This window comes from Klebsiella sp. GN_Kp190 (assembly GCF_040061795.1).
Classification (GTDB): Bacteria; Pseudomonadota; Gammaproteobacteria; order Enterobacterales; family Enterobacteriaceae; genus Klebsiella; species Klebsiella michiganensis.
This window is the reverse complement of sequence record NZ_JBEAFN010000001.1, coordinates 57,953-77,017: the sequence shown is the minus strand read 5'-3', so window position 1 is coordinate 77,017 and position 19,065 is coordinate 57,953. Positions and strand designations below refer to the sequence as shown.

The following is a 19,065-nucleotide window of genomic DNA, read 5'->3' as shown; positions in this document are numbered from 1 at the left end:
TAGCAAAAAGTAAAAGCTAGCTATATCAAAAATTGGCATCCTGATCATGAATGTGATGGTTATCATATTTTATGAATATATGAAAATGGTGAGGGAGTAAGCCAGAATTATCTACAGAGAAATGTTTAGTATGACAAGGTAGCAGGCCCAAAACAGTTCGAACTATCTCCGAGTGTTATTTTAATGTCACTTATCTATCTACGGCTAGTCCTGATGGTTCTTTTGCTTTCTTCGGCATCGTGCAAGCCGGTCATACAAACCCCGAGCTCTTTAATCGCTCGGGGTTTTTTCTTATGTGCCGCTATTCTGTATGCCATTCGGTTGAGTAACCCGCTCTGGCCGTTTGAAGCTGACAGGTGCGGTTCCCCTCGCAAAGTCCCCCTCATGCGCTGTTGAGGGGGGCAGGCTCAGAAGATATTGATGCTGTAGCCGACGATAAACTTCACGTCGTTACGATCGGTTTTATAGTTGCTGTCTGTCGCCCGGAAGAGCGCCGGGAGCAGGGTAAAGGAGAGGCCTTTCGCCATGCCGTCCGCCACCAGATAGCGAGCGGAAAGATCGAACGACACCATGTTCCCGTCGTACTTTCTCGCCGAACCGGTTTTACTGACATCGCTAACCACGTGCCAGCCGTAGGTTCCGGCACCGCCCAGGGTTAACTCCGGTAGATTAAGATCGGCAAAGTTATAACTCACGCCAAAACGAACCGCGCGGGCGCCGGAAACGTTAAAGTCTTCCAGCTGCGACAGCGTCGGCTGATAATCACGCTTATCGGAGTTCGCCCACGGGGTTAAGCGGAAGTTGTAATCTCCGGTGTTCGGGGCGTAGTTCTGACTATAGCCAAGGGACCACACGGTGTTGTCGTGGCTCAGGTTAAAACCAACCCCCACATAATATTCCGTTGCAGGATCTTTAATTTTCGACAGATCTTCAATGTAGCGCGCACCCTGGTAGAAGAGCTTACTCTGCAGGGAGACATCCTTTGTCAACGTATCGTGACGCTCTACCTGTGCCTGCCAGTTGCGACGGTAGCCTTTACCTTCGCCATAGCCCACGTCAAGCACGGTACTGCCAAAGTTATAGACTGCGCCCACCGTGTGAATGTAATCGATGATTGCACCGGCTTTAATGGTTTTGCCGTTGTCATCGAGTCCGGCGGCGTTGTTCTGGTGCCAGGCCGTAGTCATCGGTTTAAAATCACGGCTCCAGTCGTTCTTGAAGCGGTCGGCCCAGGCGTAGGTCAGCCTCAGTTTGTCGAGGGTCAGGGCACTGTCAAACCCGCGAAAAGCGTGAGGGTTGAGGCCCCAGCTGCTTTTTACGGTACCGGAGTTAATGGGGGTATAGCCCGCGGCCAGCTTGAAGTTGGTGCCTGCATCGCCAAGGTTGAGCTTGAGTGCGGCAACCGACACGCTCATGTAGGACTTCTCGCACGGGCTGAACTTGCCCGGCTCGCCGCAATCGTAGTCGTAGTAAAGGATCTCCGACTGACCGACGGTATGCCCGAGCTTAATGTTGGCGTTGCCCCAGAAATCAAAGCCAATAACGTCCTGGTAATAGCCTGAAATATAGCTAATTGCCACGTTACCGGTCTGGTTCTGGATCCCGGCTGGACCCAGTCCGTATTTACCGGTCGCGGGGTCTTTTACAGCACGATGACGAATATATAGTGAGGTATTGAGATTTAATTTTCCTTCATCATAAAACGCTTTCTCAAACTGAGAAGGCGCTTCATAATCCGTTTCTTCTTCCGCAAAGGCATCTGCGGCAATAAAAAGAAACAGCGGTGTACACAGAGAAACTCTGAGTCTATGACTTGTCATTATTATATACCTTATAAAACCATGTATTATAGGGCGAGGGGATGTACTGCTTATTTAAAACTCGTGTTATTTATGAGCTCCGGGATTTGCGCACCATATTTTTCGAGAAGATATTCATTATGTTTTGAGGAATTCGCAATGTTACCGCTCAAAAATACCGGCAGAGATTTATTTTCACTCCCCAGGTTCGCTATGATTTCCGCGAACAGGGTGTGCATAATAAACAGCCCGGTCATTGAGGAAACCGGCGCGAACGGCGTTGCATGCTCCGTAAGGGAAAGCACCGCATCACCGATTGGCACCTGGTTATCAATGGCGACATCCACGCAGTCCCGCAGCTTAAGGCCAGCCTTGTGCTTCGACGGTTGGGTCTCGGCATACAGAAAGCTGGTCAGCGCCAGGGTAAATGCCCCGTGCTGTTTTGCCCAGAGCGCTGCATCGACCGGAGCGGGGTTAATCCCGGAAGTTGAGATAACAATCAGCGCATCTTTACTGGTGATCGAGAATCTCTCCAGGTGCTCAGCAATATAGTCATTCTGTTTTTCATAATATGATGAGGCCGCCGCCCCCTGATGTAACATTAAAGGTTCGATAAATATTGGCCGAACCGGGGCGATTCCTCCGGCACGATAAAATACATCTTCAGCGAAAATATGTGAGTGGCCGCAGCCGAAAATATAAATTACACCTCCCTGGTTAATGATTTTTGCCAGTTCCACGGCGGTGGAAGTGATTTTATGGCTTTGCTGTTGAGTAATGTCGTTAAGTTTTTTCTGGACGATATCTAAATAGCTCTGAATTATTGTCATAACCAGTATCCTGACCATTGTGGTTGGTAGACTCGGTATAACGCTTCCATATAGAAGTAATCTCCCCAGAGATTACATTCATCGATGCCTTTACCGAGGGCATAGGCGTAAACACCGTGTTTAAGTAAGCCTTCGCAGACATCATCATCGCGGGCAGACGCGCCGCGCATTAATGCCAGCAGACATTGACGCGCCAGTTTCTGGTAACCGGCATCCGGAAAGTGCTTATGCGCTTCCAGCAGGCCGCAGACCGCAATCGCCAGCGCGGAGCTGTCTTTCGGGGCGTCCGGATCTGCAGCCAGCAGCAGATCCCAGGCGGGAACGCCGTCCTCCGGCAGGTAGCGGAAGAAATACTCGCAGGCCTGCTGCCACCGTTCGTAGTGGTCGGTTTCGCCGGTAGCCGACCAGTGAAGCGGGATGCCGAGAATGGCCCACGCCTGGCCGCGGGCCCAGCAGGAGTTATCGCTGTAGCCCTGAAAGGTTTTCCCGTGCGAAGGCGCACCGCTTGTCTGGTCAAAATAGAAGGTATGGAAAGTGGAGCCGTCTTCGCGAAAAATGTTGTTGATGACCGCCGCATAGTGGCGTTCAGCCACTTCCCGATAACGTGATTCACCGCTGATCTTTGCCGCCACGTGGAGCAGGGGAAGGTTAATCAATGAATCGATAATAAGCCGGTACTCCTGCGGGTCGTTAAGCGTCCCCCAGGCCTGGATAAAACCGGCGCTGGGGTGAAAACGGTTTACCAGCAGATCGGCCGCCGCCAGAATAAGCGGGGTTAGCGCTTCGCGCTCCGTCAGTTTCCAGTACGCGACTGCCGACAGGCTATAAAGGAAGCCGATATCGTGGTGATCGAGGACGTGGTGCGCCGCCAGGCGGGCTTTAAAACTCGCCACATTGCGTTCAACGCCGTCCAGGTAGGCGCGATCGCCGCTGAACTCCCAGGCCATTGCCTGCATCCCGGTCCAGAATCCGTTGGTCCAGTCGTTATTCTCTTTCAGAACGTAGCGATTATGGATCGTGCAGGCTGAGGGGAATTTCTCGCCGTACAGACCCATGTTACGCGCGATGCGTCGCGCGCACGCCGTCAGCTCATCCCGACAGGCGTCGGGCGTGAGGGCAGGAAAGGGCAGCGGTGTGAGGCGATTCGACAGACTCTCTTTCATGATTTTTCCCTACAGCGTGAATACGCGCTCTTTGTACTGACTCATCAGCATGTCGTTGTATTCTTTACCGCCGGGCAGATTGATGCTGCGCATCACCGGCGGCGCGATACCTTGTTCCAGCAGCATCTCGATGCAGCGGATCACCACGTTATTGATGATGAAGGCCGCAGACAGCGAGGACACCGGACCGGTCATGATGTTGCCGTTATCCATACTTAGCGTGCAGTCACCGGACGGGCAGCCGTTATCGAGAATGACATCGGCATAGTCGCGAATGCTCTCGCTCGTTGGCGTCGACTCACCGGCGTAGCGGGTGATAACCACCAGCTTCAGCCCCCTCTCTTTGACCTTGCGTGCTAGCTCAACGTGCAGCGGTTTAGTGCCGGAGTTGGAGATAATCACAAAGCAGTCTGACTCGCGCAGATCGAGCAGCCCGGAGAAGATGTCGCCAATCCCTTTCAGCGAATCAAACCAGCCGGTTGGCCCATAGAACTGGTCAATGGCTTTGGTATTGACCAGGCCGCCCGCACGACCGGCCAGCTCAACCGCGGCGGCAAACGAGTGGCCGGATCCAAAGCCGTGAATAATGCCGTTGGCTTTGACGCACTCGGCAAACAGCGCCGCCGCCTGCTCAACTTCAGCGCTCTGAGTAAGAAACACCTGATTCAGCGTCGCTAAAACATGCTGATAATACTGCTGCTGATGTGGTGACATCCCTTATCCCTTATCGGCTTTTAAAAACGTGGTGATACAGGCGTTCGGCTCTTCCGGCGTCATCTGCGCCGTCACCGCCACGCCTTTTTCCAGCAGCGCGTTGATGGCCGCGATCTCAGCATCGTTGACGCTGACCGAGCGTTTGATCTGGCGGCGATCGTCTTTGTTGGACATATTGCCGATATTGAGCTGGGGGAGGGCAATTCCGGCGTTCATCAGCTTCAGCGCCAGCTCCGGGGTCTTCAGCAGGATCAGTACGCGCTGACCGTCGTAGTTGCCGGCGAGGATATTGGCGCTGGCTTTCTCAAAAGAGAGAATAGAGGTGTTGCAGCCTTCCGGGGCTGCACTGCGCAGCAGCATTTTCTCTACATCGTTTGCAGCTACGGCGTCGTCAATCACCATAATACGGTTGGCGTTGAAGTGGCTTACCCAGCGGGTGGCCACCTGGCCGTGGATCAGCCGGTCATCGACACGAATATGCACAATACCTTTCATGATAAGTTCCTTAAATCAATGTGTTACTTAACCGAGAATATTCAGGTTGTAGCCGATAATACCTAAAGCAATCAGGACAAAAATGACCCGAGTCGAGTTCATCTTTTTGAGCCCCAGCAGCCACCAGGTGAACCCCACAACCAGCAGCGGAATAAGCCCGGGCATAATCTGGTCGGCAATGCTCTGCAGCTTGAGCGACACCTCGCCGTAGCTGAATTCGAAATTAAGATTCGCCTTCACCACCGAGGGGATAAGCGCCCCGATAACCGTCAGCCCGAGAATATTGGCTGCGCGGGTAATTTTGTTGAGGCTATTGGTCAAAGACCCCAGCAGGTTGACCCCTTCCTGATACCCTTTGCTGATGCTAAAGCGCATAAACAGCATGCGAACCAGGGCGAACAGTAGCCAGAGGACAAGCCCCACCGGGTTGCCCTGCAGCGCGAGGTACGACGCGACAGAACCGATAATGGTGGTCGGAATAACAAAGAACAGCGTATCTCCGATGCCCGCCAGCGGCCCCATCAGACCGGTTTTGATCCCGGCAACCGCATCTTTGCCCGCAAGCCCGGTCTGCTCTTCCAGGGCGATGTTCACCCCGAGGATCCCCGGCGCCATGGTGTTGTTGGTGTTAAAGAACTGGCTGTGTACCTTCGCCGCGTCCTTCTGCTCTTCGGGTTTTGCGTACTTTTTCTCAAGGAACGGATAGATGCTGTACAGATAGCCCAGACCCTGCATTTTTTCGTAGTTCCAGCCAGACTGACCGAACAGGAACCAGCGCCAGAACACGCGTTTTAGTACTTTATTCATCGCCCATTGCTCCATTTGCCGGGGATTCGGTAGTTTGCGTTACCTGTTTTTCTGAGTTGAAGACGTAAAGCGCAATTGCCAGACCCAGCAGCGCGGCGCCCAGCACCGGCACTTTCAGATAGGCCGCCAGGAAAAAGCCCAGAATCAGAAACGAGATGTTCTTCTTAATCGGTAAATAGCGCAGCAGGATGGAGATACCCAGCGCAGGCAGTAGGCCACCGGCGACTTTAAGACCGTTCATGATGGACGCGGGGATCCAGGTCACGAAGTCATTAACAAAGGTTGCCCCGAGGATCAGCGCCAACAGCACCGGCAGCATACGCGAGAGCGAAATAGGCACCTGGCCCAGCAGGTTCATCCTGGCCGCCGCCTTCACTTGACCCTCTTCAATCAGCCTGTCGGCCTTATGATGGATAAAGGTGTTGCTGAAGCGGGCGAGGATATCCAGCTGTACCATTAAGAGACCAATCGGCACCGCAATGGTGGCGCCAAACGCCGCGCCCTGGCCGCTGATGATCGCGAAAGTGGTACCCAGCACCGCACCGGTCATGTAGTCCGGGATCGACGCGCCGCCGAAGTTACCCACGCCCAGTACCAGCAGGTTCAGGGTGCCGCCGACGATAAGCCCGGTGGTCATATCGCCCATAATGAGACCGGCAAAGAAGCCCGCCATGCTCGGTTTCACTAACCCAAGCGTCGTGTTGTTGCCGTCGTATATCGCCAGCCCTGAATAAAGCGTCAGTAACGCTATCTGCCAGACCGCAATGTGCTCCATTTTTTACTCGTCTCCGTCGTCTGTGTGGGCGGCAAGCGCTGCCTGCTGTAAATGGTAAATACCATCACGCGCCGTAGTTATTATTTCATTCAGCGAGGCTGGCGAGTGACTTTCATCAATTGCCATGGCCATTTCCAGAATTAAATTTAAATTCATCCCAGAGAGCAGGGTGATATTATTCCATAGGTTGTTAGTGACAATAATCTCCATTGCGGAGTTATACGGCGAACCACTTTTTAAATCAGAGAGGATAATAATTTTGGATTTTGCTGCGCTAAGGATGGTGATTTTATCGAGAAGTTCCTGTTTAAATACTGCTATCCCTTTCTCACCATCCAGTTCAACTACATGAAGGTTTGGCTGCGCTCCGAGTATTAATTCTGTGGCCTGTCTGGCACCGCTGGCGAAACCCCCATGTGAGATTAATAATAATTGGTTCATCCTGCCCCCTTATCTGGCGTTCTTATTTCAATATAAAATGATTCTAACCGTTTCCAGGTCTCAATATATTCAATCACCTGACCTTGCTCGTCGTGGGTGTAGCGTTTCATCATGATAACGGGCTGGTGAGCCGTGAGCTCAAGGTGCTGCAGGACTTCTGGCGCAGCATCGGTCAGGGCGCAGATGGTCTGCCGATAGGGCATGGTGTACATATCAAGACCATTGTTAACCTTAAAAGCCTCATAAATAGAGCTGAGTGCCGAATTCTTAATCGTCAATTGACTGGCGAAGTAGCGGGCCGGAATATGCGAAATCTGTAATGCATAAGGTTTGTTATTATCAAACTTTAAGCGCGCAATACGATAATATCTTTCATCATCATTTAACCCGAGTTTTTCTTTAATACACGGATCGTTTTCCAGTTCACAGGCGATAACTTTAACCGACTGCATGCCTTTTAAATCGTTATCTGATTCTGAGAAAATAATGTTCTCATTTCGTTTGGCTTTCGAAACAAAAGTGCCTTTACCCTGATAGCGAATCAGGTAGCCTTCATTCACCATTTCGTGAATAGCGCGAATAACCGTGGCGGAACTGACGGAGTAACGCTCTTTTAATTCCGACTCACTGTAGAATTTTTCCCCGGGTTTAAAAGTACCGTTTCTTATTTCATCTAACAGTGCTGCCTTTATCACCTGGTATTTCGTTGACTGTGCCGTTGCTTTCATTGTTTCGCCAGTTTCTGTTTACATTTATTTTATTTCGTAGGCTTACGATACCCGTACCCGATTGTCCGATCAACCTCTCAACTCAACTTAACCGGTTAACCTGTTAAGTTATTTCCTGGACTGTGATGCATTTCGCAATTTCGCCCCGACGGAGGGGGCAGGGGCGAGGAATTTTTGCCGCAGCGGCCGGGCGTGAACGCAAACTGATTGCCGCGCTATTGCGCTGGCGAGCTGAGAAAACGGAGCGCCCGCATTCAACAACCCCGGCCAGTACATCGCGCGGGGTTTTCTTTTTACAGGGCGCCAAAGTGGTGCTTGCGTGCCCTAACGCAGCTGCGCGCAGGCTTCGGCAATCCGCTGACAGGCCTGCGTCAGCAGCCCATCTTCCACCGCGTAGGCAATACGTAAATACCCCGGCATGCCGAACGCGGACCCGTGTAACACGGCCACCTGAGTGTGTTCTAACAGCCAGTTCGCCAGTCCGCTGTCGTCGCGGAGAGTTTCGCCGGTGGGCGTCACTCGCCCAATGAGCCGCTGGCAGTTGGCAAACACATAGAATGCGCCCTGGGGAATGCCAGCGCTCAGGCCCTCGGTGGCGGCAATCATCCCCAGCACCTGCTGACGGCGCTTATCCAGCGTGTGCAGCCAGCCGTCTAAGAAGTCCGCCGAATGGTTAAGGGCAGCGACCGCCGCAGCCTGCGAAATCGCGCTGGGGTTGGAGGTGCTTTGTGATTGCAGGATCTGCATGGCGGCAATGAGCCACTGCGGCCCGCCCGCATAGCCCAGACGCCAGCCGGTCATGGCGTGGCTTTTGGACACGCCGTTCACCGTCAGCGTGCGCGAAACCAGCTGCGGCGCGGCCTGAGCAAACGTGGTGAACGGGGTATTGTCGTAACGCAGCGGCTCATAAATGTCGTCGGCCATCACCAGCACCTGCGGGTAGTCCGCCAGCACGTCTGCCAGCGCGCGTAGCTCCCGCTCGCTGTAAATCGCCCCGGTCGGGTTGCCCGGCGAATTGAGGATCAACCAGCGCGTTGACGGGGTGAGGGCGGCGGCCAGTTGTTCCGGCGTCAGCTTCCAGCCGTGTTGTTCATCGCAGGGCACAATCACCGGTTCGCCGTCGGCCAGAGAGACCATATCCGGGTAAGAGACCCAGTAGGGCGCGGGAATAATCACCTGCTGCCCGGCGTCCAGGGTTGCCAGAAAGGCGTTGAAAATAAGCTGTTTGGCGCCGCTCCCGGCGATGATCTCTTCCGGACGGTAGCGCAGCTGATTGTCGCGAGCGAACTTGGCGGCAATGGCCGCCTTGAGCGCTGCGGTGCCGGAAACGGCGGTATACTTAGTCTGGTGATGCACGATAGCTTCAATGCCCGCATAGCTAATATGGGGTGGGGTAGCAAAATCCAGTTCCCCTTCGCCCAGGTTGATAACCTGCTTGCCTGCGGCTTCCAGTACCCGTACCTGGTCAGAAATGGCCGCGGTCGGAGAAGGCCGTACGGATTGCATACGACGGGCGATTTGACTGTTATTCATAAATCCTCTTTTGTATCTAATGATTCAATTAATACAATTAGGTACCCAACATCAGCAGGAAACTCGCCGTGTCACCGATCTTTATTCTCGATAACAGCTCCGCGCCCGCCCGCTACGGTATCACCGCCAGCCTGTGGGCCAATCGTCTTGGGTTGCCCCTCTGGAGCCTTCGCCCCGACTTCGCCGGGGATGTACCCGATAGCCACCAGCACGTCATTCGTGCAGGGTACTGCGTGACCAGCGGCCTCTGGCGCAGCGATACGCTGCGTGAAGAGGTGCGCGATATCGCCCGCCTGCCGTCATCAGACGCCGTCATTGTGCTGGCGTCCTCGCAGGCGCCGCTTATCGCCGACCTGCCGGGCCAGCGGCTTTACAGCGACGAAAGCCGCCACCGTCTGACGCTCAGCGATGGGCAACACACGCTGTTAGATCTCACCGCCGACCGCTATGGCCGCTGGGATAGCGGCGTGTCGTCGTCTGCCGGCGGGTCCTTGCGCATCGCGCTGATTGGCCGCGAGGCGGACCACCGTCTGGTCTATCCCGCCACGCTCGGCTCGCTGGGCGATGCCGCGGCGTCGCTGGGGCTGAACCTGGAGGTCCATTTCTTTGCGCCGGTCAGCCTGTCCACGGGATTACACGAGCTTCAGGCCTTCCAGGGCGTGGTGCTGCCAGGCGGTTCCTCGATGGCGGCGGTCAACGGACAAATCCGCGTGGCGGAAGAGACCCTGGCCCGCGGGCAGCCAACGCTGGGGCTGTGCCTGGGAATGCAGAGCATGATGACCGCAGCCGTGCGCCGTAGCCCGGGTTTTGAATCGGCCATTCCCGCGGAAGTCGCCCCCGATGAAGCCCTGCACAGCTTTGTTCCCTTTGCCGATGGCCGTCATCGCTGCGGCGTATTCCCTTTTTCCTCCGGGCTTATCCCCGGCGATATCCGCGAAATGCACTACAACCATCGCTACTGCTTTAACCCCGAGTTATTGCCGGCGCTGTCTCCCGGCGGGGTCAGCGTGAGCGCGCAAAGCGACGGTATCGTGGAAGCCGTTTCCCAGCCTGAGCTGCCGTTCTGGCACGGGGTTCAGGGGCATCCGGAACTGATGTCCCGCCCGGATGCGCCCCATCCGCTGTTCGTTGCGTTCCTACAGGCGGCGCTTAACGCGCCAGCGTAACCCCGCTGCGATGGTCGCTGGCAAGCTCCTGCATTACGCGGGTCAGCTCTGCCAGCGCCGCGTCGCCGATCGGTTTTAACGGTGCGCGTACGGTGCCGCCGTTAAAGCCGCGCAGCGCCATCGCCGCTTTCACCAGCTGCGGCTGACCGTGTTTGCGCGCCAGCGCCCGATACGCGTACCACAGCTGATGCAAATCGCGGGCGGTGGCGGCGTCGCCCCGTTCTACGGCGCGGAAGGTATTGACGATCAGCTCCGGCAGCGCGCCGCTGTTGGTCGTGCTGATGCCGTCAAACCCGGCCATCATCGGCCCGAGGAAAGCCAGATCGGAGGCACAGAACAAACGCAGCCGCCCGCGCAGGCGGTTGGCAATCTGATCGATGGCGGTAGGGTTGAGATCGCCCTGTTTGATGCCGACCACGTTCGGGATCTCTGCCAGCCGTTCCAGCAGCGCCGGGGAGAGGGTGATGCCGATGCCCGGCGCGTTGTATACCAGAATGCCGGTTTTGGATAACGGCGCCATCTCATTGAAGTAGCTGACGATCTGTTCGTCAGTGATTTCGCTAACAAAGGGGGCGGTGACCATCGGCAGCCCGCCCAGCTCGCTTGCCAGCAGGGTCAGCTCGCGGGCGTCGCGCGGGTCGGAACTGGCGCTGCACAGCATCACCGCCACGCGGTCGTCCACGCAGCCCATCACTTCATGAAACAGCTCTCGGCGTTCTTCGACGGTCATTACCGGAAACTCACCGTAGGTGCCGCCAATCAGCAGGCCGTCATAGCCCAGATCAATCACGCGTTCGATATTTTCACGCAGCGCCGGGAAGTCGATCGCGCCGCTGGCGGTGAACGGGGTGACGGTGATGTTGAAAATGCCGCGCAGGCGTTCACGGCACTCGTTGATATCTTTCATCTTTCTTTCCTTACAGCAGCGTTAATGGGCGAGCCAGGGAACCCAGCTGGCGATATCCGGTTTCAGTCACCACCACGGTTTCGCTGACGCCGACGGTGAATTGACCGTAGATACGCAGGGCCGGCGGGATGTGGAAGGTCATGCCAGGCTGCAGCTCGGTGGTGACGCCGCTGTACAGACTGAGAATGCCGCCTTCGCCCCAGTCCGGCGCGAAGGCGATACCGATGGAGTAACCGGTGCGTTTTTTGAAGTTTTCGGTGAATCCGGCGCGGTCGATCACCTTCTGGCAGGCCAGGTGCGGCGCTTCGCAGGTGGCGCCCGGACGAATGGCGTCGAGGGCGGCCTGCAGGGCTTCCTGACAAACTTTTTCCATTTCGATGGCGATAGCGGGCGGACGGCCCAGCCAGGCGGAGCGCATCATCGCGGCGTGGTAGCGATCGTGGGCGGCGGACATCTCCAGAAAGACCGGGTCGTTATTCTGCATCATCCGACGTCGCCAGGTGCCGTGCGGCACGCCGCTGCGTGGGCCAGTAGAAACCAGCGGTTCCATGCCGACATACTCGGAACCGGCGGCAATAGCGGCCCCCATCATCGCGGAGACCAGCGCGTTTTCGTCCGCGCCGCTGCCAATCGCCGCCATCCCGGCGCGCATGCCCGCATCCACATAGCGCGCCGCGAGGGCGATTTTTTCCACCTCCGCCGCCGATTTCACCGCGCGCAGCGGTTCGATGACGCCCGCGGTATCGGCGATGGTGCCGAGCTTCGCCTGCAGGGCTTCATAGACGGCAATCGGCAGGAACCAGCCGCGTTTGTCCAGCCCAATGCGTTTGTTGAGCCAGCCGCGCTGTTGCAGCATGCCTACCAGGAAATCCACCGGGTTATCGCCATCCTGGTAGATGGCGGCGTCTGAAATAAAGGTGTTGGCGATAAAGTTAAAGTATTCGAGCTGGCGAATCACAAAGACCGGATCCCCTTCTACCGGCAGCAGCAGCGCCTGAAAGGTGTAATAGCCCGGCGTTTGCTGACCGGTAAGCCAGAAAATGTTTTCCGGGCCGGTCACGATCATCACGTCCACGCCCGCGCGGCTTAAGCGTTCGCGGGTACGCTGAATGCGCTGCGCATATTCGTCGGCGCGAAAGGCGGACTCGCTGCCCTGAATCACATTGTTAACATCTTGCATCATTAAACTCCTGGAGTAAGTTGGCCCGCGCGGCATCGAACTGCACGCCCAGACCGGGAGAGTCGTTAACGGCGACCATGCCATTGCGGTATTCCAGCCCGCTGACGGGATCGTCGGTTAATCCATCGGCGCCATACAGTTCGGCGAATGCCGGTTGCACCACGCGGCACAGCTGGAGCGCGGCGGCGGTGGCGGCATGGCCTTCATTCATCTGGCCAATCATGAACGGCACGTCGGCGAGTCGCAGACGGACGGCGGCGGCAAGCGTCGGAGCAAGCCCCCCCAGTTTCACCAGCTTGAGATGCCCCCACAGCGCACCTTTGGCGGCGATAAGCCGGGTGATGGCCGCCTCGCTGTTGAGGCTTTCATCGAGCATGATCGGGATGCCGTAGCCGTACAGTTCAGCAAGCTGGCTATCGTTTGCCGGGCTTAACGGCTGTTCGATATAGCTGAGATTCAGCTCGCGCAGATAAGGGAACGCCGCGTGGGCCTGCGCCAGCGACCACTGGCCGTTCACGTCAATCGCCAGCGAAATCTGCTGACCAAACCGCAGCCTCAGCTTTTGCAGGCGGGCCAGGTCGGTGGCGAAATCCGCTATCCCCGTGCGTAACTTCAGCTGGGTAAAACCGCGATCGACATAGCGCTGCGCCTGCGCCAGCATCTCTGCTTCGCTGCCCCAGAACAGCGTCTGATTGGTGTGCCAGGCGGGCAGGCCAGCTGGCGCCCCCAGCCAGGCGGCGACGCTGACCCCGTTCTGACGCGCCATTAAATCGTGCAACGCCATATCCAGCGCCATGCGCGACGGCGGCAGCAGCGTGCGGTCCTCCTCGTGCAGCGCGGCAAGTTGCGCCGCGGGCTCCTGGCGCCAGTCCCAACCGTTGAGGCGCTGAAGCAGGTTGTTCAGCACCTGCTCTTCGCGGTAGCCGTGCAGGTAGCGAATGTTGAGACGCACTTCGCCAATCCCCGTCACGCCACGGTCTTCCAGGCGCAACCAGAGGGTGTCGAGCGCCGTCACCGGGCCGGAGGCGGCGGTATGCAGCGTCACGCCGGCGTAATGCAGGTCTCCCCGAAAGAGCTGCGCTTTCATAAATCGGACGCCGGCGGCAGCATGGCGAGCGCAATATCGAGATAGATATCTGCCGCGGCGATAAATTCATCGACGGGGACGAATTCATCGGGCTTGTGGGCCACGGCCAGCGAGCCGGGGCCAATCACCACGCCCTTTGCGCCCAGCGAACGGAAATGCACCAGGTCGCAGCCGCCCTGAAAACCAAACGGGCCGGGCTCGCTCTGTCCGTGACGGCGGCAGGCGGCAAGGCTTTGCTCGACAATGGCTTCGCTGCTGTCGGTTTGCGTCGCGCCGCCGGTGGTGGGCTGCCAGGCGATAATTTCCGCTTCCACGTTTGCCTGCGCGTACGCGTGGTCGAGCAGCTGTTGCAGTTCAGCTTTAACAACCTCTTCGTCTTCCCCCGGTACCATGCGGCGATCGAGCAGCAGCTCACAGCTGTCTGGCACCACGTTGTCCGCATGGCCGCCGTGGATGCGGGTCACCGTCAGGCTGGCATTGCCGACCAGATCGTGGCAGCGGCAACGCACCTGCTGGTGGTGGGCCTCTTCGATCAGCCCTAAAAGGCGCGCGGACTGGTAAATGGCGTTAACCCCCAGCTCCGGCGTGCCGGAGTGCGCGGTGACGCCTTTTACCCGCACGCGAGGACGCAAGCTGCCTTTGTGAGCCGAGAAGGTCGCATTCGATGTCGGCTCGCCAATCACCGCGAAATCAATCGCTGGCGGAGTGTCGCGTACGTAGAATTTCGCCCCTTCGCTGGCGATCTCTTCATCGGCGGTGAACACGCCCATCAAGGTGCCGGACCAGCGCTGACGGTTGGCGGCCAGCAGACGCAGGGCTTCAACCATCGCCACCAGCGGGCCTTTGGCATCGCAGGCGCCGCGCCCGTACAGGCGGCCATCGCGTTCGCTGAGGGTGAAGGGATCGCTCGCCCAGCCGCTGCTCGCCGGAACGGTGTCGATATGGGTGTTGAAGGCGAAGCACGGTCCCGGTCCATTGTGCAGGACGGCGATAACGTTGGTCCGCCCCGGCGCGTATTCGCTAAAGGAGAGATCGAACCCGGCGGTCAGCAGCCAGCCTTCCAGACATTCGGCGGCTTCACGCTCATGGCCCGGTGGATTTTCCGTATTGATGGCAACCAGCGTCGCTAAATCCTTTTTCATTCGTGCGCTGTCAACCTGGTAACTGGACATAGGAACTCCGTGATTAATGTAATATTTGCGTCAGGAAGCGCTGCGCGCGCTCGCTGACGTGGCCGGCGAAGAAATCACCGGTGCTGGCGCGATCGATAATTTCGCCGTCTTCCATAAAAAGAATGTTGTTGGCGGCCCGCCGGGCGAAGCCCATCTCGTGGGTCACCACCATGCTGGTCATCCCTTCCGCGCTGAGCTCTGCCATCACTTCCAGCACTTCGCGGATCATCTCCGGGTCGAGAGCTGAGGTGGGTTCGTCGTAGAGCATCAGCTCGGGCTTCATCGCCAGGGCACGGGCAATCGCCACGCGCTGCTGCTGGCCGCCGGAGAGCTCGTCCGGAAAGTGGTCCGCGCGTTCGTTGATGCGCACCTTCGCCAGCAGGTTGTCCGCCAGCGTGCGGGCATCAATGCGGTTCATCCCCAGCACCGTCATTGGGGCCAGCATGATGTTTTCCGCCGCCGTCAGGTGCGAGAACAGCTCGTAGTTCTGGAACACCATGCCAATACGCTGACGCAGTTTGTGCACCGGCACTTCGCCCCGGCTGATGTGCTGGCTGGCGAAAAAGACGTCGCCGCTGTCGGCAGGTGAGAGCATGTTGACGCAGCGTAGCAGGGTGGATTTTCCCGAGCCCGATGGCCCAATCAGCACCACGGTTTCCCCGCGCTGCACCTCAAGTGAGCAGTTCTTGAGCACGGTCTGGCGACCAAAAGTCTTATCAATGCCGATCATCTCCAGCAGCGGTTTCTCGCTCATGGTTCCTCCCGGGCGATTTTCGGTAATTTAAACAGGCGGGTCAGTCGCTTCTGGCTCTTGCTGCGCCGCTGTTTGGGATCCAGTACGCTTTCAAGCCACGACTGGAAGATCATGAACAGGCTGGTGAGCAGCAGGTAATAGAGACCGGCGGCGCAAAGCGCTTCGAAGTAGCGGAAGCTGGCGCTGGCGGTCTGGTTGGCGACCAGCAGCAGCTCCTGAACGGCGATAACCGACACCAGCGCGCTCGATTTCAGCATGCTGATCATCTGGTTACCCATCGGCGGCAGAACGATGCGTGCGGCCTGAGGCAGCACGATTTTTCGCATGATCTGCCCGTGGGTCATCCCGAGCGCCATGCCGGCGGTGCGCTGGCCGCTTTTAACGGCCTGCAGGCCAGAGCGCAGAATTTCCGCCATGTAGGCGCCTTCATTAAGCGATAGCGCCAGCACTGCACAGGTAAACGCGGAGAAGCGTAAGCCGAAGCCTGGCAGCACGTTGTAGACAAAGATTATCTGGAACAGCACTGGCGTCCCGCGAAACAGCCACAGGTAGAAAAAGGCCAGCCCTCTCCCGGCGCGAAACGGCGCTTCCTGCAACAGCGCCAACACCAGGCCCAGCACCACGCCACACAACAGTGAGCAGAGGGTAATCAGTAGCGTCATCCACGCACCCTGAACAAACTCGGGTGAGAGGAAGTACTGCCACATTAGTTCGATCGACATAGCTTTCTCCGGTTAATGGCAAAACGGTTTAGAAAAGGGCAACGGAGTCAGGGAAGTTCCACTTCTCAATCAATTGCTTATAGGTGCCATTTTTGACAAGACCCTGGAGACCTTTCTCCAGCAGGGCCCGGGTTTCGGTGTCGCCTTTACGCACGGCAAACGCGATATGGGTATCCGCTTCGAATTCGTCACCAACCGCGGCAAACATGCCCGCTTTTTCGGTTAACAGGGCGACGGTCCCCGGCGTGGAGAGGAACTCGGCATCGGCGCGGCCCTGGGCGACGGCGACGGCGGAGTCGGTGGCGGCGGGGAACGTCATGACGTTAATGGCCGGTTTTTTGGCGTCCAGGCAGCGCTGGTTGTCTGCCCGGGCCTGGCTCTCTTCGATCCCGCCGAGCGTCACGGCGATGTTTTTGCCGCAGAGGCTCAGGTCGCGTCCGGTGATTTTTGCCGGGTTACCTTTGCTCACCACCACGCGGCTGCCGATTTTCAGATAGGGCACGAAGTCGACCTGCGCGGCACGGGTCGGGTTGACGTACATGGCGGAGTTGATGATATCGAGACGTTTCCCCTGCAGCGCTGGGATAAGCCCTTTGAACTCCATCGGCATCGGCGCAGGCGTCAGCTGGATCTCTTTGCTTAGCGCGTTAATCAGGTCGATATCGAAGCCGGTGAGCTTGCCCTCTTTCACGAACTCAAAAGGCATAAACGTCGCCGCCGTGCCGTAGGTCAGCTTGCCCGGGGCGATGGTTTCCACCGCAGCATGGCTTACCAGCGGAAGTGCGGTCAGCGCGAACATCAAGGTACGCACGCGGCGAAACAGTAAAGAATTGCTGGACATAGTCGTCTCCTGGTTAAGATTTAAATTGAATTTATTGAGTCAATAAATACAATCAAGCGTGTGAAAAAAATGTCTCATCCTGGTGCGTATTGCACGCTAATCGTGCAGTCCTTGCTTTGTTTTGCTGCGTTTTGTTGCCCGTGATATTGTATATATCGATCACAACAATGCATTTCAGGGAACCGTTCTCCATGCAGCCTGACTCCACTGCGAGCAGTCGCCGGATCGCCCGGCAAATACTCGACCTGATATCCGAAGCAAAATTCGATCCAGGTCATCATTTACGGGAGCAACATCTTGCCGATGCGCTGGGCGTGTCGCGTACGCCGGTGCGCGCCGGGCTAAAAGAGTTGACCCGAATGGGGGCGGTTGAAGCGCGTCCGAATCAGGGCTTTTTCCTGCTTAAACGCAGCAATGAGCTGGAGCTGCTGGAGATTGAGCAGTCCAAGAGCAATGATCAGAAGCTGTACGAGCAGCTGGTACACGATCGTATTGCGGGTGCGCTGCCGGAATCGTTTACCCAGACCGAAATCAGCCAGCGCTATGATGTCGATCGCGGCGTGCTGACCCGTACGCTGGTCAAGCTATCGGAGGACGGCCTGATTGCCCGTAACGCGGGGCACGGCTGGCGCTTCCTGCAAACCCTCAACTCCGATGTCGCCCTGCGCAACAGCTACGGTTTTCGCCTGATGATTGAACCGACGGCGCTGCTGACGCCCGGCCTGCATGTGGACAGGCAGATGCTTAAACGCCTGCGCGCCCGGCATCTGCGGCTTATCACCCACCCGGATATTACGCAGGTGCCGGCAAAAGAGATTTTCGAAACCGACGCTGAGTTTCACGAGCTGCTGGCAGAAGCCAGCGGCAACCTGTTCGTGTTACAGGCCATTCAGCAACAAAACCGGCTGCGCCGTCTGCTGGAGTTTGGCAGCTATCACAATAAGCGCCGCGTAAAAGCGTGGTGTGAAGAGCATGTTGCCATCATCGATGCTCTGCGAGAGAACAAGCCGGAACTGGCGGCAGAGTTGATGAGAACGCATCTGCAATACGCCTTTGACCAGGTCAATGTTAAAAACGCCCGCGCATAACTGGCATCGCTCTTGCACATATTGCTTCTGAAAATACAATCAGGAGCACTTATGGATTTTCAGATACAACAACGTGTGGCGCTGGTCTGCGGTGCCGGCAGTGGTCTGGGACAGGCTATTGCCCTGTCCCTGGCGCAGGAAGGGGTGAAGGTGGCGGTCACCGGCCGCAGCGCGGAAAAACTGGCGCAAACGGTGGAACGTATCACCTTATTGGGCGGTACTGCCCGCGCCTGGCGGTTGGATCTCGCCGCCCCGGAGCAGTTTGATCGAGTGATTGCCGATATCCGCGAGCGGTGGGGCGATATCGATATTCTGGTTAACAACTCCGGTGGTCCGCCGCCCGCACCGGCGCAGGGGACGGATGGCGCAGTCTGGCAACAGCAGTTTTCAGTCATGGTCGCCTCGTTGATTCAGCTCACCGATAAACTCCTGCCCGCCATGCGCAGCCGCGGCTGGGGACGCATTATTACCACCACTTCATCCGGCGTGATAACCCCCATTCCCGGACTCGCCCTGTCGAACGCGCTGCGCATGAGCCTGCTCGGCTGGTCGAAAACCCTCGCCAGCGAAGTGGCTGGCGACGGCGTGACGGTGAATGTGATGGTGCCAGGGCGCATCGCGACCGACCGCGTCAGTCAGCTGGATGCTCTCAAGGCGCAACGGGAAAACAGCAGTGCGGAAGCGGTCGCCGAAAAGAGTCGTCAGAGCATTCCGGCCGGGCGCTATGGCGAACCGCAGGAGTACGGCGCCGTCGCTGCGTTTCTGGCAAGCCAGCCTGCCAGCTACATTACCGGCGCGGTGATTCGGGTTGATGGGGGATTGATCGGCGCGATTTAGCCAGCGAGAGTGCGCCATGCCAGCCG

General features: G+C 57.3%; 20 protein-coding genes. 3 read left to right on the top strand and 17 right to left on the bottom strand.

The features are described from left to right. Positions 1–407: 407 nt before the first annotated feature. From ABLU67_RS00365 to ABLU67_RS00320, 10 genes are all read right to left on the bottom strand, one after another. Positions 408–1,820 carry an OprD family outer membrane porin gene (locus ABLU67_RS00365; RefSeq protein WP_064358350.1) on the bottom strand — a complete coding sequence of 471 codons (1,413 nt, stop codon included), beginning with the start codon at positions 1,818–1,820 and terminating at the stop codon, positions 408–410. Positions 1,821–1,870: 50 nt separating this feature from the next. After that, positions 1,871–2,629, bottom strand: coding sequence for an SIS domain-containing protein (locus ABLU67_RS00360; RefSeq protein WP_348852099.1), 759 nt, complete (start codon positions 2,627–2,629; stop codon positions 1,871–1,873). Beyond that, positions 2,626–3,792: a glycoside hydrolase family 88 protein gene (locus ABLU67_RS00355; protein ID WP_064405583.1), complete on the bottom strand. Its 1,167-nt coding sequence runs from the start codon at positions 3,790–3,792 to the stop codon at positions 2,626–2,628. The genes ABLU67_RS00360 and ABLU67_RS00355 overlap by 4 nt, the downstream gene beginning before the upstream one ends. A 9-nt stretch (positions 3,793–3,801) precedes the next feature. Beyond that, a complete protein-coding gene (locus ABLU67_RS00350; RefSeq protein WP_024359662.1) occupies positions 3,802–4,506 on the bottom strand; it encodes a sugar isomerase domain-containing protein in 705 nt (234 codons plus the stop codon). Positions 4,507–4,509: 3 nt separating this feature from the next. After that, on the bottom strand, positions 4,510–5,001 hold the full coding sequence (locus ABLU67_RS00345) for a PTS sugar transporter subunit IIB (RefSeq protein WP_014837995.1): 492 nt from the start codon (positions 4,999–5,001) through the stop codon (positions 4,510–4,512). Positions 5,002–5,028: 27 nt separating this feature from the next. Next, positions 5,029–5,808, bottom strand: a complete 780-nt coding sequence (locus ABLU67_RS00340; RefSeq protein ID WP_014228686.1) for a PTS system mannose/fructose/sorbose family transporter subunit IID — start codon at positions 5,806–5,808, stop codon at positions 5,029–5,031. Continuing rightward, a complete protein-coding gene (locus ABLU67_RS00335) occupies positions 5,801–6,583 on the bottom strand; it encodes a PTS sugar transporter subunit IIC (RefSeq protein ID WP_032749726.1) in 783 nt (260 codons plus the stop codon). Before ABLU67_RS00335 ends, ABLU67_RS00340 begins: the two co-directional genes overlap by 8 nt. Before the next feature lie 3 nt (positions 6,584–6,586). Continuing rightward, a complete protein-coding gene (locus ABLU67_RS00330) occupies positions 6,587–7,024 on the bottom strand; it encodes a PTS fructose transporter subunit IIA (protein WP_014228688.1) in 438 nt (145 codons plus the stop codon). Further along, positions 7,021–7,752, bottom strand: a complete 732-nt coding sequence (locus tag ABLU67_RS00325; RefSeq protein ID WP_014837997.1) for a GntR family transcriptional regulator — start codon at positions 7,750–7,752, stop codon at positions 7,021–7,023. Before ABLU67_RS00325 ends, ABLU67_RS00330 begins: the two co-directional genes overlap by 4 nt. Positions 7,753–8,076: 324 nt before the next feature. Next, a complete protein-coding gene (locus tag ABLU67_RS00320; protein WP_014837999.1) occupies positions 8,077–9,285 on the bottom strand; it encodes a pyridoxal phosphate-dependent aminotransferase in 1,209 nt (402 codons plus the stop codon). 68 nt (positions 9,286–9,353) lie between these two features. On the opposite strand from ABLU67_RS00320, the gene ABLU67_RS00315 reads away from it, so the two are divergent. Next, positions 9,354–10,451: a hypothetical protein gene (locus ABLU67_RS00315; RefSeq protein ID WP_014228691.1), complete on the top strand. Its 1,098-nt coding sequence runs from the start codon at positions 9,354–9,356 to the stop codon at positions 10,449–10,451. Here the strand turns inward: ABLU67_RS00315 and ABLU67_RS00310 are convergent. From ABLU67_RS00310 to ABLU67_RS00280, 7 genes are read right to left on the bottom strand one after another with little or no spacing between them, the layout of a single operon-like run. Then, positions 10,435–11,358: a dihydrodipicolinate synthase family protein gene (locus tag ABLU67_RS00310; RefSeq protein ID WP_004849574.1), complete on the bottom strand. Its 924-nt coding sequence runs from the start codon at positions 11,356–11,358 to the stop codon at positions 10,435–10,437. The genes ABLU67_RS00315 and ABLU67_RS00310 overlap by 17 nt on opposite strands. A 10-nt stretch (positions 11,359–11,368) precedes the next feature. Continuing rightward, a complete protein-coding gene (locus tag ABLU67_RS00305; RefSeq protein WP_143439684.1) occupies positions 11,369–12,538 on the bottom strand; it encodes a Xaa-Pro peptidase family protein in 1,170 nt (389 codons plus the stop codon). Beyond that, on the bottom strand, positions 12,525–13,625 hold the full coding sequence (locus tag ABLU67_RS00300) for a mandelate racemase/muconate lactonizing enzyme family protein (RefSeq protein WP_109240755.1): 1,101 nt from the start codon (positions 13,623–13,625) through the stop codon (positions 12,525–12,527). The genes ABLU67_RS00305 and ABLU67_RS00300 overlap by 14 nt, the downstream gene beginning before the upstream one ends. Beyond that, complete coding sequence (locus ABLU67_RS00295) at positions 13,622–14,797, bottom strand: M20 family metallopeptidase (protein ID WP_032749719.1); 1,176 nt, start codon at positions 14,795–14,797, stop codon at positions 13,622–13,624. The genes ABLU67_RS00300 and ABLU67_RS00295 overlap by 4 nt, the downstream gene beginning before the upstream one ends. A gap of 13 nt (positions 14,798–14,810) precedes the next feature. Then, positions 14,811–15,551 carry an amino acid ABC transporter ATP-binding protein gene (locus ABLU67_RS00290; protein WP_004849580.1) on the bottom strand — a complete coding sequence of 247 codons (741 nt, stop codon included), beginning with the start codon at positions 15,549–15,551 and terminating at the stop codon, positions 14,811–14,813. Beyond that, a complete protein-coding gene (locus tag ABLU67_RS00285; protein ID WP_025106181.1) occupies positions 15,548–16,273 on the bottom strand; it encodes an amino acid ABC transporter permease in 726 nt (241 codons plus the stop codon). Before ABLU67_RS00285 ends, ABLU67_RS00290 begins: the two co-directional genes overlap by 4 nt. A 28-nt stretch (positions 16,274–16,301) precedes the next feature. Then, positions 16,302–17,114: an ABC transporter substrate-binding protein gene (locus tag ABLU67_RS00280; RefSeq protein ID WP_009651954.1), complete on the bottom strand. Its 813-nt coding sequence runs from the start codon at positions 17,112–17,114 to the stop codon at positions 16,302–16,304. A gap of 191 nt (positions 17,115–17,305) precedes the next feature. Here ABLU67_RS00280 and ABLU67_RS00275 point away from each other — a divergent pair, with 191 nt between their 5' ends. Together ABLU67_RS00275 and ABLU67_RS00270 are read left to right on the top strand one after the other, a co-directional pair. Then, positions 17,306–18,202, top strand: a complete 897-nt coding sequence (locus ABLU67_RS00275; RefSeq protein WP_014838004.1) for a GntR family transcriptional regulator — start codon at positions 17,306–17,308, stop codon at positions 18,200–18,202. Between the two features lie 51 nt (positions 18,203–18,253). Then, positions 18,254–19,039 (top strand): SDR family oxidoreductase, encoded by a 786-nt coding sequence (locus ABLU67_RS00270; protein ID WP_014838005.1) that lies wholly within the window; start codon positions 18,254–18,256, stop codon positions 19,037–19,039. The last annotated feature ends 26 nt before the right edge of the window (positions 19,040–19,065 follow it).

Bases quoted from the DNA above. Each gene is read 5' to 3' on its own strand.
- ABLU67_RS00365 (WP_064358350.1), bottom strand. From the start codon at position 1,820: ATGACAAGTCATAGACTCAGAGTTTCTCTGTGTACACCGCTGTTTCTT.
- ABLU67_RS00360 (WP_348852099.1), bottom strand. From the start codon at position 2,629: ATGACAATAATTCAGAGCTATTTAGATATCGTCCAGAAAAAACTTAAC.
- ABLU67_RS00355 (WP_064405583.1), bottom strand. From the start codon at position 3,792: ATGAAAGAGAGTCTGTCGAATCGCCTCACACCGCTGCCCTTTCCTGCC.
- ABLU67_RS00350 (WP_024359662.1), bottom strand. From the start codon at position 4,506: ATGTCACCACATCAGCAGCAGTATTATCAGCATGTTTTAGCGACGCTG.
- ABLU67_RS00345 (WP_014837995.1), bottom strand. From the start codon at position 5,001: ATGAAAGGTATTGTGCATATTCGTGTCGATGACCGGCTGATCCACGGC.
- ABLU67_RS00340 (WP_014228686.1), bottom strand. From the start codon at position 5,808: ATGAATAAAGTACTAAAACGCGTGTTCTGGCGCTGGTTCCTGTTCGGT.
- ABLU67_RS00335 (WP_032749726.1), bottom strand. From the start codon at position 6,583: ATGGAGCACATTGCGGTCTGGCAGATAGCGTTACTGACGCTTTATTCA.
- ABLU67_RS00330 (WP_014228688.1), bottom strand. From the start codon at position 7,024: ATGAACCAATTATTATTAATCTCACATGGGGGTTTCGCCAGCGGTGCC.
- ABLU67_RS00325 (WP_014837997.1), bottom strand. From the start codon at position 7,752: ATGAAAGCAACGGCACAGTCAACGAAATACCAGGTGATAAAGGCAGCA.
- ABLU67_RS00320 (WP_014837999.1), bottom strand. From the start codon at position 9,285: ATGAATAACAGTCAAATCGCCCGTCGTATGCAATCCGTACGGCCTTCT.
- ABLU67_RS00310 (WP_004849574.1), bottom strand. From the start codon at position 11,358: ATGAAAGATATCAACGAGTGCCGTGAACGCCTGCGCGGCATTTTCAAC.
- ABLU67_RS00305 (WP_143439684.1), bottom strand. From the start codon at position 12,538: ATGCAAGATGTTAACAATGTGATTCAGGGCAGCGAGTCCGCCTTTCGC.
- ABLU67_RS00300 (WP_109240755.1), bottom strand. From the start codon at position 13,625: ATGAAAGCGCAGCTCTTTCGGGGAGACCTGCATTACGCCGGCGTGACG.
- ABLU67_RS00295 (WP_032749719.1), bottom strand. From the start codon at position 14,797: ATGTCCAGTTACCAGGTTGACAGCGCACGAATGAAAAAGGATTTAGCG.
- ABLU67_RS00290 (WP_004849580.1), bottom strand. From the start codon at position 15,551: ATGAGCGAGAAACCGCTGCTGGAGATGATCGGCATTGATAAGACTTTT.
- ABLU67_RS00285 (WP_025106181.1), bottom strand. From the start codon at position 16,273: ATGTCGATCGAACTAATGTGGCAGTACTTCCTCTCACCCGAGTTTGTT.
- ABLU67_RS00280 (WP_009651954.1), bottom strand. From the start codon at position 17,114: ATGTCCAGCAATTCTTTACTGTTTCGCCGCGTGCGTACCTTGATGTTC.
- ABLU67_RS00275 (WP_014838004.1), top strand. From the start codon at position 17,306: ATGCAGCCTGACTCCACTGCGAGCAGTCGCCGGATCGCCCGGCAAATA.
- ABLU67_RS00270 (WP_014838005.1), top strand. From the start codon at position 18,254: ATGGATTTTCAGATACAACAACGTGTGGCGCTGGTCTGCGGTGCCGGC.